The 13,498-nt window shown below is 59.7% G+C and carries 13 protein-coding genes, 2 tRNA genes and 1 riboswitch; of the genes, 14 read left to right on the top strand and 1 reads right to left on the bottom strand.

What is annotated here, in order from left to right:
• Positions 1 to 115 precede the first annotated feature (115 nt).
• A riboswitch (SAM riboswitch) is annotated at positions 116 to 231 on the top strand.
• Positions 232 to 297: 66 nt separating this feature from the next.
• The 3 genes from thrC to SFU85_04760 are packed head-to-tail and all read left to right on the top strand — an operon-like array spanning position 298 to position 2,121.
• Positions 298 to 1,551, top strand: a complete 1,254-nt coding sequence (gene thrC, locus SFU85_04770) for a threonine synthase (GenBank protein ID MDX6766080.1) — start codon at positions 298 to 300, stop codon at positions 1,549 to 1,551.
• A gap of 48 nt (positions 1,552 to 1,599) precedes the next feature.
• Positions 1,600 to 1,875, top strand: coding sequence for a ubiquitin-like small modifier protein 1 (locus tag SFU85_04765; protein ID MDX6766079.1), 276 nt, complete (start codon positions 1,600 to 1,602; stop codon positions 1,873 to 1,875).
• A gap of 3 nt (positions 1,876 to 1,878) precedes the next feature.
• Positions 1,879 to 2,121, top strand: a complete 243-nt coding sequence (locus SFU85_04760) for an NIL domain-containing protein (GenBank protein MDX6766078.1) — start codon at positions 1,879 to 1,881, stop codon at positions 2,119 to 2,121.
• 25 nt (positions 2,122 to 2,146) lie between these two features.
• On the opposite strand, the gene SFU85_04755 is transcribed toward SFU85_04760, so the two are convergent.
• A complete protein-coding gene (locus SFU85_04755; GenBank protein MDX6766077.1) occupies positions 2,147 to 2,578 on the bottom strand; it encodes a cytochrome c in 432 nt (143 codons plus the stop codon).
• A 140-nt stretch (positions 2,579 to 2,718) separates the two neighbouring features.
• Between SFU85_04755 and SFU85_04750 the strand changes: the two genes are divergently transcribed.
• From SFU85_04750 to rpoB, 11 genes are all read left to right on the top strand, one after another.
• On the top strand, positions 2,719 to 4,380 hold the full coding sequence (locus tag SFU85_04750; protein MDX6766076.1) for an ATP-binding protein: 1,662 nt from the start codon (positions 2,719 to 2,721) through the stop codon (positions 4,378 to 4,380).
• A gap of 289 nt (positions 4,381 to 4,669) precedes the next feature.
• A tRNA-Thr gene (locus SFU85_04745) sits at positions 4,670 to 4,742 on the top strand.
• Positions 4,743 to 4,880: 138 nt separating this feature from the next.
• Positions 4,881 to 6,074 carry an elongation factor Tu gene (tuf, locus tag SFU85_04740; protein MDX6766075.1) on the top strand — a complete coding sequence of 398 codons (1,194 nt, stop codon included), beginning with the start codon at positions 4,881 to 4,883 and terminating at the stop codon, positions 6,072 to 6,074.
• An 80-nt stretch (positions 6,075 to 6,154) separates the two neighbouring features.
• Positions 6,155 to 6,227 (top strand) — tRNA-Trp (locus SFU85_04735).
• A gap of 23 nt (positions 6,228 to 6,250) precedes the next feature.
• On the top strand, positions 6,251 to 6,562 hold the full coding sequence (gene secE / locus SFU85_04730; GenBank protein ID MDX6766074.1) for a preprotein translocase subunit SecE: 312 nt from the start codon (positions 6,251 to 6,253) through the stop codon (positions 6,560 to 6,562).
• On the top strand, positions 6,535 to 7,170 hold the full coding sequence (gene nusG / locus SFU85_04725; protein ID MDX6766073.1) for a transcription termination/antitermination protein NusG: 636 nt from the start codon (positions 6,535 to 6,537) through the stop codon (positions 7,168 to 7,170). Before secE ends, nusG begins: the two co-directional genes overlap by 28 nt.
• A gap of 24 nt (positions 7,171 to 7,194) precedes the next feature.
• On the top strand, positions 7,195 to 7,620 hold the full coding sequence (rplK, locus tag SFU85_04720) for a 50S ribosomal protein L11 (protein ID MDX6766072.1): 426 nt from the start codon (positions 7,195 to 7,197) through the stop codon (positions 7,618 to 7,620).
• Between the two features lie 89 nt (positions 7,621 to 7,709).
• A complete protein-coding gene (rplA, locus tag SFU85_04715) occupies positions 7,710 to 8,405 on the top strand; it encodes a 50S ribosomal protein L1 (GenBank protein MDX6766071.1) in 696 nt (231 codons plus the stop codon).
• A 16-nt stretch (positions 8,406 to 8,421) separates the two neighbouring features.
• Positions 8,422 to 8,934: a 50S ribosomal protein L10 gene (gene rplJ / locus SFU85_04710; protein ID MDX6766070.1), complete on the top strand. Its 513-nt coding sequence runs from the start codon at positions 8,422 to 8,424 to the stop codon at positions 8,932 to 8,934.
• Between the two features lie 167 nt (positions 8,935 to 9,101).
• Positions 9,102 to 9,491, top strand: coding sequence for a 50S ribosomal protein L7/L12 (gene rplL / locus SFU85_04705; GenBank protein MDX6766069.1), 390 nt, complete (start codon positions 9,102 to 9,104; stop codon positions 9,489 to 9,491).
• Between the two features lie 123 nt (positions 9,492 to 9,614).
• Positions 9,615 to 13,463, top strand: coding sequence for a DNA-directed RNA polymerase subunit beta (rpoB, locus tag SFU85_04700; GenBank protein ID MDX6766068.1), 3,849 nt, complete (start codon positions 9,615 to 9,617; stop codon positions 13,461 to 13,463).
• Positions 13,464 to 13,498: the final 35 nt, after the last annotated feature.

The raw sequence follows: 13,498 nt of genomic DNA, 5'->3' as shown, positions 1-13,498 counted from the left end.
TGTTGGCGGGGTTGCGTGTGAATGACCGGAATGGCAAAACCAAGATCCATCAAGCCATCCTGATGGAAAGATATCCCTGTTGACAAAAATCGCGCAGGACTTAAATTTTCAGCACTTCTTATCAAGAGCAGCCGAGGGACTGGCCCTATGAAGCTGCGGCAACCGGATCCCGCCCGCGGGACGGCCTAGGTGCCAAACCCAGCCCCGACACAAGTCGGGGGAGGATAGGAGGTGCCGGAAATCCGTTTCCGCATCCTCTGTCTTCCACTTCGAGCTCTTGATTCGGAGGTAAAGATTATGGCAGAGACTTTTTTCAACCACTTGAAGTGCCGCGAGTGCGGACAGCTTTATCCCAAGAAGGCCATCCACGTCTGCGAATTCGACTTCGGCCCGCTGGAGGCCGATTACGATTACGAGCGGATCAAGGCCGCGGTTTCCCGTGAAAAGATCGAAAGCCGCCCGAAATCCATGTGGCGCTACCGCGAGTTCCTTCCCGTGGATGGCGAACCCACCGTCGGCATCCAAGTGGGTTACACCCCTCTGGTCAAAGCCAACCGTCTGGCCAAAGCACTCGGCGTGAAAGAACTGTACGTCAAGAACGATACCGTCAACTACCCGACGCTGAGCTTCAAGGACCGTGTGGTCTCGGTGGCCTTGTCCCGTGCGGTCGAATTGGGTTTCAAAGTCGTGGCCTGCGCCTCCACCGGCAATCTGGCCAATTCGGTCGCCGCCAATGCCGCCTCGGCCGGCCTGGAGAGCTACGTCCTCATCCCTGCCGATCTGGAACAAAGCAAGGTGTTGAACAGCCTGGTCTACGGCACGAAGGTCGTCGGCATCCATGGTCCCTACGACCAGGTCAACCGCCTCTGTTCCGAGATTGCCGGCAAATACGGCTGGGGCTTCGTCAATGTCAACCTCCGGCCCTATTACGCCGAAGGCTCCAAGACCATGGGTTTTGAAATCATGGAGCAGCTCGGCTGGGATATTCCGGCCCACACGGTGGTTTGCATGGCCTCGGGTTCGCTCCTGACCAAAATTTGCAAGTCGTACCAGGAATTCACCAAGACCGGCCTGGTGGCCGAGAAGCCGTTCACCATCCATGGTGCCCAGGCCACCGGTTGCAATCCCATCAGTCTGGCCCGCAAGTCCGGCAGCGATCTGATCAAACCCCAGCCCAAGCCCAACACCATCGCCAAGTCCCTCGCCATCGGCACCCCCGCCGATGGTTACTACGCGGTCAAAGTCATGGAACAGACCGGTGGCTGGGCTGAGGATGCCACCGACCCCGAGATCATCGAGGGCATCAAGCTCCTGGCTGAAAACGAGGGGATCTTCGCCGAAACCGCCGGCGGGGTCACCGTGGCCTGCGCCAAGAAGCTCATCGAGGCCGGGAAGATCCCGCGCGACGAACGCATCGTCCTCTGCATCACCGGCCATGGGTTGAAGACCGCCGAGGCCGTGGCCAACCACATCGGTGCCCCCCGTTGCATCAACCCCAGCCTGCGCGAATTCGACAACCTTCTCGCCGGCGAAGCCGCGGCGGCCGTTTGATTCAAGTTTCAGGTTTCCAGTTTCAGGTTTCCAGTTAGAAAGGACCGTATGCCCATTGCCGTATCCATCCCCCCGCCCCTGCGCGGATTGACCCACAACGCCGACACCGTGAACGCTGAAGGTGCCACCGTCGGGGAAATCATCGCCGATCTGGAAAAGAACTTCCCCGGCATCGGCGACCGTCTCCTCGACGCCAACGGCCAGATCCGCCGCTTCGTCAACATCTACGTCAATGGCGAGGATGTGCGCTTCCTGGAAGACCAGTCGACGCCGGTCAAATCCAACGACGAACTCAGCATCGTGCCCGCGATTGCCGGAGGCTGAATCATGAAGGGACGATACTGGCTCAATTTCGATGCCGAGGCGGCGACCAAGCCGTTGCTCTTCCACATGGCCAAGGCCTGCCCGGAAGTGGCTTTCAATGTCCGCCAGGCCACGGTCAATGACAAGGTCGGCGTCATGGCCTTGGAATTGGAGGGCGATCGAGAACTGGTCAAAGCCGCCATCGCCTGGCTCGAATCCGAGGGCGTGACGGTCGAGCCCGTCGAGATCAACACTATCGAAGGTTGAACCCCGGCCGGATCTGATTTCGCGCTCAGCGCAACTTCGCCACTTGGGTCGGCTGCACCGGGGCGGGGTGGGATCCGTAGGTTTTGCGCAGGTAGGTGGCGACGGCGGCGATTTCGCGGTCACTGAGGTAGCCGTGGGGAGGCATGATGCCGTCGAAGGTTTTCCCCCCGCGCTCGATTTTGCCCTTCTGCCCGTTGAGGATGATTCCGATGAGTTCGGCCGGGTCGTCCTTGGACAAGGCAGGGGCGCCGATGAGGGGAGGAACCACTTCGCTTCCATGGCCGTCCAGGTGGCACATGGCACAGGTTTGGTTGTAGGTTTCTTCACCCTCGGCGAGCAAGGATTCCAAGGCCACCGACTCTGCGGATTCCCTGGGGTTGGGGGGAGCATCCTTGCAGGCGGCGAGGACGGTTCCGGCACAGATGACAGTCAGGAGTATTCGAGGGGACAGTTGCATGGGACGCAGGAGATACGGCTTCACGTTCCATCTGGCAAGCATACCCCGAATTTATTCAGGGCTTTTACGGTCAAGTTCGCCTTGTTCCATTTATCGTGGTCGGATAATATGGGGGTCTAGATCGATCCGACTAGGTCTGTATGCCTGCTGCTCCCACCCCACAGAACGAGCACGATCGCTTGTTTAATCTCCGGTCCCTGCACATCCTCGACACCCCGCCGGAGAATCGCTTCGACCGCATCACCCGTCTGGCTACCGCACTCACGGGATGTGCGGTTTCGACCATCACCTTGGTCGACGAGAGTCGGCAGTGGTTCAAATCGGTGTTCGGGCAATCCACCCGCGAGACACCGCGCGAAATGTCTTTTTGCGCCTACGCCATTCTTTCCGATGAACCTCTGGTGGTGCAGGACGCTGCCGAGGATGTTCGTTTCAGCGACAACCCCCTCGTCACCGGCAATCCCGGCATCCGGGCCTATGCAGGAGTTCCATTGATTTCTGAGGAAGGATACCGCATCGGCACCCTCTGTGTGATCCACTTCGAGCCGCGCACGTTCAGCGATTCGGAAATCGAAGTGCTGCATATTCTGGCTGCCATGGCCATCGATGAAGTGTGCAAGATCGAATGGAACCGGGCGGTCAAGGAACTGCAGGCGGCCCGAGCCGAGGCCGACCGGGCCAGCCGCACCAAAAGCGATTTCCTCGCCATGATGAGCCACGAAATACGCACGCCCTTGAATGGAGTCATTGGTTTCTCCGAACTCATGGTGGCCTCCGAGCTTTCACCCGACAACAAAGAGTATGCCGCGGGCATCCGGGCCAGCGCGGAAACTCTGAGGACCCTCCTCAATGATCTTTTGGATTTTTCCAAGATCGAGGCCGGGCGACTGGACTTGGAAATGCGCCCAACTTCGGTGGCAGGGGAAACGGAATTGGTGCGGAAGATGTTCGAAGCACTGGCATTAGAAAAAGGCATCGAATTGAAAGTTGAAGTAGATGCCAGTGTACCGGAGCGGATTTCCACCGACCCTACCCGGTTGCGGCAGATTCTTTGCAATCTGGTTTCCAATGCCATCAAGTTCACCGGGCAGGGTTCGATCCGAATCAAGGCCAATTATGATGTGGCGACATCATGCCTCCAGGTCAGTGTCTGCGATACCGGACTGGGCATTGATGAGGCGCATGCGGAAAAACTCTTTGAACCTTACACTCAAGCTAGTGCTTCCACTTCCCGAAAATTCGGCGGCACTGGGTTGGGTTTGGCCATCTGTCGGCGCCTTTGCGAGATGCTTGGCGGATACATCCGGTTTGAAAGTGTCCCCGGGCAGGGGACGACCTTTTTTTTCACCCTCAAGGCTCCAGTGGTCACAGATTCGTTCGCCCATACCGGCAAGGTCCCAGTTTCGGGCCAGCCGATGCCGTCCTTTCGCATTTTGGCCGCCGAGGACAATGTGGTCAACCAGCGGGTTTTGGAGTTGACCCTCAAGAAGCTCGGTTGCAGTTCCCTCATCGTTTCCAATGGAAAGGAACTGATGCGACAGTTGGAAAAAGACCGGGACTTTGATGTCGTTCTGCTGGACGTGCACATGCCAGAGATGAACGGCCTGGATGCCGTCAGGGAAATCCGACGGCTAGAAGCCCGTGACCAGTCGCCCCGCCTGCCGGTCATTGCCTTCACCGCTGATGTCCTCGCCTCGGAACGCGCGGCCTGCCTTGAAGCTGGAATGGATGCGGTCCTCAATAAACCCCTCAAGGCTGAGGAACTGCTTAGGGAATTGCGCACCGTCGGGCGGACACGTTGATCACTTGAAACATCTAAGTCATTGAAAGTGAATAACTAACGTCATTTTCTTGGCTGGTGTGAGCCAAGTGTGGTGGGTAAAAATCATTCTTTCTATGCCAACATGACTCCAGGGCTTCATTTTCCTGAAAAAAAACGGGGAAGATGTTGACAGTCTCGAAGTGAATACCTAGAAAACTCGTTCCTCGTCATGCTGTAAAGGCCTCCGTTCTGCACTCGTGCAGGGGGAAGATTTGCGGCACGAAAAGGAAAAAAGCCAGATCTTGGGGCCCCGAAAGGGTTCCGACTCTGCCTACGTAGCTCAGTTGGTAGAGCACGTCCTTGGTAAGGACGAGGTCGACGGTTCAAGCCCGTTCGTAGGCTCGGTTTTCGAGGGTGCCGCCGGTGGGTCCGGGCGGTGCCGACATGGTTAAGGACCCAAAACTAACGTACGTATAGGAAAGCAGAAACAAGTCAGTCAGTAGTTAGATGCACACCTAAATCGCAGCACAGGACACATTTATGGCCAAGGAATCATTCACGCGCACCAAACCCCACGTCAACATCGGTACCATCGGTCACGTCGACCACGGGAAAACAACCCTGACCGCCGCCATCTGCACCATCCTGGCCAAAAAGGGCCTGGCCGAGGCACGCGATTACTCTTCCATCGACAACGCCCCGGAAGAAAAAGAGCGTGGCATCACCATCAACACGACCCACGTCGAATACCAGACCGACAACCGTCACTACGCCCACGTGGACTGCCCCGGCCACGCCGACTACGTGAAGAACATGATCACCGGCGCCGCCCAGATGGACGGTGCCATCCTCGTCGTTTCCGCTGCCGACGGCCCGATGCCCCAGACCCGGGAGCACATCCTTCTGGCCCGCCAGGTCGGCGTTCCCGCCCTTGTCGTCTTCATGAACAAGGTCGACATGGTCGATGACAAAGAACTGCTCGACCTCGTCGAACTCGAAGTCCGCGAACTCCTCTCCAAGTACGAATTCCCGGGCGACACCATCCCGATCGTCAAGGGTTCGGCCCTCAAGGCCCTCGAGTCCGGCGATGCCGGCAGTGAAGCCGCCAAGTGCATCCTCGACCTCATGGATGCCGTCGACAAATACATCCCCATGCCCGAGCGTCCGAAGGACAAGCCCTTCCTCATGGCTGTGGAAGACGTCTTCAACATCGCCGGCCGTGGCACCGTGGCCACCGGTCGTGTCGAGCGCGGCGTCCTCAACCGCAACGACGAAATCGAAATCGTCGGCCTGAAGCCCACCCAGAAAACCGTCGTCACCGACATCGAAATGTTCCGCAAGATCCTCGATTCGGCCGAAGCCGGCGACAACGTGGGCATCCTGCTCCGCGGTGTGAAGAAGGAAGACGTGGAACGCGGCCAAGTGCTCGCCAAAACCGGCAGCATCACCCCCCACACCAACTTCAAGGCCAATGTCTACGTCCTCTCCAAGGATGAAGGCGGCCGCCACACCCCGTTCTTCAACGGATACCGCCCCCAGTTTTACTTCCGCACCACCGATGTGACCGGCGTCGCCAAGCTCAAAGAGGGCGTCGAAATGGTCATGCCCGGCGACAACGTGGAACTGGACATCGAACTGATCACCCCCATCGCCATGGAAGAATCGATCCGGTTCGCCATTCGCGAAGGCGGCCGCACCGTCGGTGCCGGCCGGGTGACCCAGATCATCAAGTAACACGCGGACAGAAAAGGGTTTGCCGATTGGAGGGGAGCACGGGCCGAAATCCCGCTCTCCTCTTCATTCGTCCCCAAACTAGGGCAGTAGCTCAATTGGTAGAGTAGCGGTCTCCAAAACCGTCGGTTGTGGGTTCGAGTCCCTCCTGCCCTGCGGAAAATAGCTTCGGAGTTGAAATGGAAAAATTGAATTTTGCCGGTCAGTGGTGGATCAGCATCACGATCATCGTGCTGGGCGCCCTCGCCCTCGCCTTGGTGCTGTCCTACCGCGCCGCCCTGGCCAAGTTCTGGTCCGAGGTCATGGCCGAGTTGCACAAGTGCACCTGGCCCTGGGACCCCGAACAGACCGGCCTGCGCAAATACAAGGTCCTCATCGACTCCACCGTGGTCGTCTGCGTCGTCACCATCCTCTTGGCGGCTTACGTCACCGGCTTCGATTTCTTCATCAACAAACTGGTCGCATGGATGGTGACCTTCGAAGCGAACTGACTACCATGACGGACGAAATCACCCAGAATCAGGCCCCCGGCGGCGCTTCCCCTTCCGCCTATCCCAGCCAGTGGTATGCCCTCCATGTCCTCTCCGGTCAGGAAGGCAACGTCGAGCGCCACATGCTCTCCCGCGTCAAGACCGAGGAACTCGGCGATTACGTCCACCAGATCGTCATCCCCACCGAGCGCATCTTCGAGGTCAAGCGCGGGAAAAAAACCGAGATCACCCGCAAACTCTATCCCGGCTACGTCTTCGTCAACATGTACCTTCTCGACGAGGAAAAACAACTCGTCGACAAAACCTGGTACTTCGTCAAGGACACCCCGGGCGTCATCGGCTTCGCCAACGGCGACAACCCCATCCCCATGCGCCCGGCCGAGGTCGAGGGCATGCTCTCGCAGATGCGTGAAAAAGAAGACAAGGTTGCCCCCAAGATGCTGTACGTTGTCGGCGACCGCGTCCGCGTGGGCGACGGTCCCTTCGAGAGCCAGGAAGGCGTCATCGAGGAAGTCGACGAAGATCGCGGTCGCGTGCGCGTCGCGGTGAGTATTTTCGGCCGGTCCACCCCGGTTGAACTGGAGTTCTGGCAGGTGGAGAAAATTTAATCAACGAGCGCAAAGAGAAAGATTATGGCCAAAGAAGTCACCGCAACCATCCGCCTGCAGATTCCCGCTGGCGCCGCCAACCCCGCCCCCCCCGTCGGCCCCGCCCTCGGCCAGGCCGGCGTCAACATCATGGCGTTCTGCAAAGAATTCAACGCCAAGACCCAGAAAGACTCCGGGAACATCCTCCCCGTTGTCATCACGGTCTTCAAAGACAAGACCTTCACCTTCATCACCAAGTCGCCCCCGGCCGCCATCCTGCTCAAGAAGGCCGCCAACATCGCCTCCGGTTCCAAGGAACCCAACCGCATCAAGGTCGGCAAGGTCACCAAGAAACAGGTGATGGAAATCGTCAAAATCAAAAAGAAGGACCTCAACGCCCGTTCCGACGAGGCCGCGTTCCGCATCATTGCCGGAACCGCCCGCCAGGCCGGGATCGAAATCAGCGATTGATTTAACATACAACCCCGGCTTTGCCGGGGTGGTGTCGTAGGAGGGCCGGTGAAAGTCCGGTCCGCTTGAACTACCAACCAGGAAAAAACATGCCCGCAAAAGGAAGTAAACGTTACCGCAAGGCGCTCGAACTCGTCGACCGCAACAAGCAATACCGTCTCAATGAGGCGGTCAGCCTGCTCAAGAAAATGCCGGCCACCAAGTCGGACCAGACGGTCGAACTCAACTTCAGCCTGGGCGTCGACCCCCGCCAGAGCGACCAGATGGTCCGCGGCACCGTCGCCCTCCCCCATGGCTCAGGTAAAAAAGTCCGCGTCCTTGTCTTCGCCACCGGCAAGGCCGCCGAAGCGGCCCGCGAGGCCGGTGCCGAATTCATCGGCTTCGAAGACCTGATCAAAAAGGTCAACGAGGGATTCCAGGACTTCGATGTTGCTGTCGCCACCCCGGAAGCCATGACCGAAGTGCGCAAACTGGGTAAAGTGCTTGGACCCCGCGGGCTCATGCCCAACCCCAAGACCGGCACCGTCACCGAGGACACCGCCAAGGCCGTCCGCGAATGCAAGGCCGGCCGCGTCGAATTCAAGGTCGACAAGGCCTCCAACCTCCACATCGTCTGCGGCAAGGTCTCTTTCGATGAGAAGCTCCTGGCTGAAAATGTCCAGGCGGTCATCGACGCCGTCTTCCGCGTCAAACCCTCCAGTGCCAAGGGCAAATACATCAAAAACTGCGTGCTGAGCTCGACCTACGCGCCCGGCATCAAACTCGAATTGGCCTCGTCCAATTGATCCGGAGCCACCCATCATGAGACCCGAAAAAGCCAATATCGTCCAAGACCTCCAAGCCTGGATCAAGGGTTCGCCCTATGTCATCGTCGTGGACTACACCGGCATGACCGTCGAACAGTTCAGCGAACTCCGCAACCGCCTCAGCGAGGTCCAGAGTGAACTGCACGTGGTCAAAAACACGTTCATCCGCCGCGCCCTCAGCAATGAGAGCCGTCCGGACCTCGCCGCTTACCTCCAGGGCCAGACCGCCGTCGCCTTCGGCAAGTCGGACTTGTCCGCCGCGGCCAAGATCCTGAAGAACTTCAAGGCCGAGTTCACCAAGCCGGCCATCCGCGCCGGCCTGCTCGACTCGACCGAACTGGACGCCAAGGGCGTGTTGGCCATCGCCGACCTCCCGCCCAAAGCCGTCCTCCAGGCCCAACTCCTCGGTCTCCTCCAGACCCCGGCCACCCGCCTGGCTTCCATCCTCGGAATTCCCGCCACCCAACTCGCCCAGGTCATCAAGGCCAAGGCGGAAAAAGGAGCATAACGAAACCCCTTTGGTCCCGCCCCGGCGGGGCCGAAACAACAACAAAGGCAGGTGTACGTCCTAGCCCGGAAGCCTTTCCGGGATAATTCGACAGCGGGTGCTGTCGGCTAGGCGGACCAAAGCAGGTCGGGCACCAACGGTGCCCTTCCAAGAAAGAATAAAAAACTATGTCAGCGAACCTGGATACCCTGGTTGAATCCCTCAGCGCCCTCTCCGTCATCGAGGCCGCCGAACTCGTCAAGAAACTCGAAGAAAAGTGGGGCGTCAGCGCCGCCGCTCCTGTTGCCGTGGCCGCCGCCCCCGCAGCCGGTGGTGCCGCAGCCGCAGCCCCCGCCGAGGAAAAAACCGCCTTCGACGTCGTCCTCACCGACGCCGGTGCCAACAAGATCGGCGTGATCAAGGAAGTCCGCGCCGCCGTCCCCGGCCTCGGCCTCGCCGAAGCCAAGGCCCTGGTCGAAGGTGCCCCCAAGACCCTCAAGGAGGGCGCGACCAAGGAAGAAGCCGCCGAGATCAAGAAGAAACTCGAAGCGGCCGGCGCCAAAGTCGAAATCAAGTAAGCTTCCGCTTGCCAACCCCTTTCCGGGGGAGGGTCGTTCCTCCCCCGGCTTGCGGGCCCCCTGCCTCGAACTGAACGACACCCAACGACACTGCACGACACCGCTAACGATCAAGGAAAACATATGGCCACTGCCCACCACGGAGAACGCATCAACTTCGGCTCCATCGCCGACGCGATCGACATCCCCAATCTCATCGAGGTCCAACTCAAATCCTACAGCGATTTCCTCCAGCTCGAGCTCGATGCGAAAAAACGCAAGAGTGACGGGCTTCAGGCTGTTTTCACCGAGGTTTTCCCCATCGAGAGCTATGACGAGAAGATCAAGCTCGAGTTCGTGAATTACGAGATCCAGGAACCCAAGATGTCGGACCTGGAGTGCCAGCGCGAGGGCGTCACCTTTTCCGCCCCGCTTTACGTCACCTTCCGCCTGAACAACGAGGGCAGCATCCTCGAAGAAAAAGTCTACATGGGCGAACTCCCCATGATGACCCTCAGCGGCACCTTCATCGTCAATGGCGCCGAACGCGTCGTCGTCAGCCAGCTCCACCGCAGCCCCGGGATCTGTTTCGAATCCAGCATCCACGCCAACGGCAAAACCCTTTACTCCTTCCGCATCATTCCCGACCGCGGCTCCTGGCTCGAGGTCGCCTTCGATACCAGCGATCTCCTCTACGTGCACCTCGACCGCAGGAAACGCCGCCGGAAGTTCCTCCTCACCACTTTCCTGCGCGCCCTCGGCTACAGCAGCAACGAGGAGATCATCAGCCTCTTCTACCAGATCGAGTCCCTCAAGTTGAAGGCCGAACTGGACGAGACGGAAATCACCACCAAGGTGCTCATCGAGGAAATCCGCGACACCGCCAACCAGGATCTGGTGGTCGGCCGCGCCTTCGAGCCCCTGACCAAGACCACCGTGCGCCAGCTCCTCGACCTCGGTATCACCGACGTCCGCGTCGTTGACGTGACCCACGACGACACCATCATCCGCTGCCTCAAGAAAGACCCGACCACCGACAGCGAGTCCGCACTCAAGGACATTTACAAGCGCCTCCGTCCCGGAGATCCGCCAACCGTCACCAACGCCAAGGCCCTCCTCAAGCGTCTCTTCTTCGATCCCAAGCGCTACGACATCGGACGCGTCGGCCGCTACAAGATCAACCAGAAGCTCGGCTTGGGCGTCGACATCGACACCCGCACCCTGACCAACGACGATGTCGTGGCTGCCACCAGCTACGTCATCAGCCTCCGCCACGGGGAGGGGAGCACCGATGACATCGACCACCTCGGCAGCCGCCGTGTCCGTGCGGTCGGTGAATTGCTCGCCAACCAGTGCCGCACCGGCCTGGCCCGCACCGAGCGCCTGGTCAAGGAACGCATGACCCTCTTCGACGTCAACACCGAGGGCATGACCCCCCACAAGTTGATCAACCCCAAGGCCCTCTCCGCCGTCATCCGCGACTTCTTCGGCCGCAGCCAGCTCTCGCAGTTGATGGACCAGACCAATCCGCTCTCCGAACTGACCCACAAGCGCCGCCTCTCGGCCCTCGGACCCGGAGGTCTGAGCCGCGACCGCGCCGGCTTCGAGGTCCGCGACGTCCATCCGTCGCACTACGGACGCATCTGCCCGATCGAAACGCCGGAAGGCCCGAACATCGGTCTGATCTCCTCCATGTCCACCTTCGCCCGCATCAATGAATTCGGGTTCCTGGAAACACCCTACCGGAAAGTGGTCAGCGGCAAGGTCACCGGCCAGATCGACTACCTCACCGCCGACCAGGAAGAACAGTTCGTTGTCGCCCAGGCCAATGCCTTGCTCGACAAGGACGGACGTTTCACCACCCCCCGAGTCTCGGTCCGCTACCGCGGTGACTTCCAAGAAGTCGAACCGGAAAACATCCATTACATGGACGTTTCCCCCAAGCAGCTCGTTTCCGTGGCCGCAGGCCTCATCCCGTTCCTCGAACACGATGACGCCAACCGCGCGCTCATGGGCTCGAACATGCAACGCCAGGGTGTGCCCTTGATCGTCACCGAATCCCCGCTCGTCGGCACCGGTCTCGAAGGCAAGGTCGCCCGCGATTCCCGCGCCGTCGTCGTCTCCGAGGGTGCCGGCAAGGTCGCCGCGGTTTCCGCCAACGAGATCATCGTCACCAAGGACGGCGAACTTCCCGAGGGCAAGAAGAAGGTCAAACACGACCCCGAGAACGGCGTTTATGTCCACTTCCTGCGCAAGTTCATGCGCTCGAATGCCGGCACCTGCGTCAACCAGCGTCCCATCGTCCGCAAGGGCGAACGCGTTGCCAAAGGCCAGGTCATCGCCGACGGACCCTGCACCGACAAGGGCGAACTCGCCCTCGGCCGCAACGTCCTCGTCGCCTTCATGCCCTGGAACGGTTACAACTTCGAAGACGCCATCCTCCTGAGCGAGCGCATCGTCAAGGACGACGTCTACACCTCGATCCACATTGAGGAATTTGAAATCTCCGCCCGCGACACCAAGCTCGGTCCGGAAGAAATCACCCGTGACATCCCGAACGTCGGCGACGAGGCCCTCAAAAACCTCGGACCCGATGGTGTTGTCCGCATCGGTGCCGAAGTCGGCCCCGGCGACATCCTCGTCGGCAAGATCACGCCCAAGAGCGAAACCGAACTCGCACCCGAGGAACGCCTCCTCCGCGCCATCTTCGGTGAAAAAGCCGCCGATGTGAAGGACTCCTCCCTCGTTGTGCCTTCCGGCTCCACCGGCATTGTCATGGACGTCAAAGTCACCGCCGGCAACAGCAAGGTCTCCAAGCTCGACAAGCTTTCGCCCACCGAAGCCAAGCGCCAGCAGAAGACCATCACCGACAAATACGACAAGAAGAAGAGCGAGCTGACCGAGGAACTGACCCAGTCCCTCTCCAACATCCTGCTCAACGAAAAGATCCCCCTTGATGTGGTCAATGCGGAAACCGGCGAAATCATCATCCCCGCCAACCGCAAGATCACCAAGACCCTCCTCCGCAAGATGGCCGCGGTCTACGATCACATCGACATCGATCCCAGCCCGATCCGCATCAAGATCCGCGAGATCATCGGCACCTTCGAGAACAAGTTCGCCCAGCTCGACAACGAGCGTGACGTCGAACTCGACCGCGTCGAGGCCGGTGATGATGTCGACCCCGGCATCATCAAGCAGGTCAAGGTCTACGTCGCCTCCAAACGGAAACTTTCCGTCGGTGACAAGATGGCCGGACGCCACGGGAACAAGGGCGTCGTCGCCAAGATCGTTTCCGAGGCCGACATGCCCTATCTCCCCGATGGCACACCGGTTGACATCGTCCTCAACCCCCTCGGCGTGCCTTCGCGCATGAACGTGGGCCAGGTTCTTGAAACCCACCTCGGCATTGCCGCCAAGGCCCTCGGTTTCAAGGTTGCCACCCCGGTCTTCGACGGCATCAAGGAAGTCCAGATCCGTGATTACCTCAAGGAAGCCAAGTCCAAGGACCATGACTTCCACGTGGACCACGACGGCAAGAGTTATCTCTTCGACGGTCGCACCGGTGAACGCTTCGACCAGCGCGTTGTGGTCGGCCAGATCTACATGCTCAAACTCGGCCACATGGTCGCGGACAAGATCCACGCCCGTGCGGTCGGACCCTACTCGCTCGTCACCCAGCAGCCGCTGGGCGGCAAGGCCCAGTATGGCGGGCAGCGTTACGGGGAAATGGAAGTCTGGGCCATGGAGGCCTATGGCGCCGCCTACACCCTGCAGGAACTCCTGACCGTCAAGTCCGACGACGTCCCCGGCCGCACCCGCATCTACGAGAGCATCGTCAAAGGTGACAACTCGCTGGCTGCCGGCACCCCGGAATCCTTCAACGTTTTGATCAAAGAAATGCAGAGCCTGTGCCTCGACGTCAAAGTCGGCGAACGGACGAACGATTCCAACGATGAGTTGGAAGCGGGCAACTTCCGCTCCGCCGCCTGAGAACGCCACACAGCAACATCCCACAACACGGAATA

This window comes from Candidatus Methylacidiphilales bacterium, assembly GCA_033875315.1.
Taxonomy (GTDB): Bacteria; Verrucomicrobiota; Verrucomicrobiia; order Methylacidiphilales; family CAZTYG01; genus JANRJG01.
Note: the sequence above shows the minus strand (reverse complement) of the source record. Positions and strands in the feature narration are given on the sequence as shown.

Coding starts and splice junctions, on each gene's coding strand:
- thrC (MDX6766080.1), top strand. CDS start 298: ATGGCAGAGACTTTTTTCAACCACTTGAAGTGCCGCGAGTGCGGACAG.
- SFU85_04765 (MDX6766079.1), top strand. CDS start 1,600: ATGCCCATTGCCGTATCCATCCCCCCGCCCCTGCGCGGATTGACCCAC.
- SFU85_04760 (MDX6766078.1), top strand. CDS start 1,879: ATGAAGGGACGATACTGGCTCAATTTCGATGCCGAGGCGGCGACCAAG.
- SFU85_04755 (MDX6766077.1), bottom strand. CDS start 2,578: ATGCAACTGTCCCCTCGAATACTCCTGACTGTCATCTGTGCCGGAACC.
- SFU85_04750 (MDX6766076.1), top strand. CDS start 2,719: ATGCCTGCTGCTCCCACCCCACAGAACGAGCACGATCGCTTGTTTAAT.
- tuf (MDX6766075.1), top strand. CDS start 4,881: ATGGCCAAGGAATCATTCACGCGCACCAAACCCCACGTCAACATCGGT.
- secE (MDX6766074.1), top strand. CDS start 6,251: ATGGAAAAATTGAATTTTGCCGGTCAGTGGTGGATCAGCATCACGATC.
- nusG (MDX6766073.1), top strand. CDS start 6,535: ATGGATGGTGACCTTCGAAGCGAACTGACTACCATGACGGACGAAATC.
- rplK (MDX6766072.1), top strand. CDS start 7,195: ATGGCCAAAGAAGTCACCGCAACCATCCGCCTGCAGATTCCCGCTGGC.
- rplA (MDX6766071.1), top strand. CDS start 7,710: ATGCCCGCAAAAGGAAGTAAACGTTACCGCAAGGCGCTCGAACTCGTC.
- rplJ (MDX6766070.1), top strand. CDS start 8,422: ATGAGACCCGAAAAAGCCAATATCGTCCAAGACCTCCAAGCCTGGATC.
- rplL (MDX6766069.1), top strand. CDS start 9,102: ATGTCAGCGAACCTGGATACCCTGGTTGAATCCCTCAGCGCCCTCTCC.
- rpoB (MDX6766068.1), top strand. CDS start 9,615: ATGGCCACTGCCCACCACGGAGAACGCATCAACTTCGGCTCCATCGCC.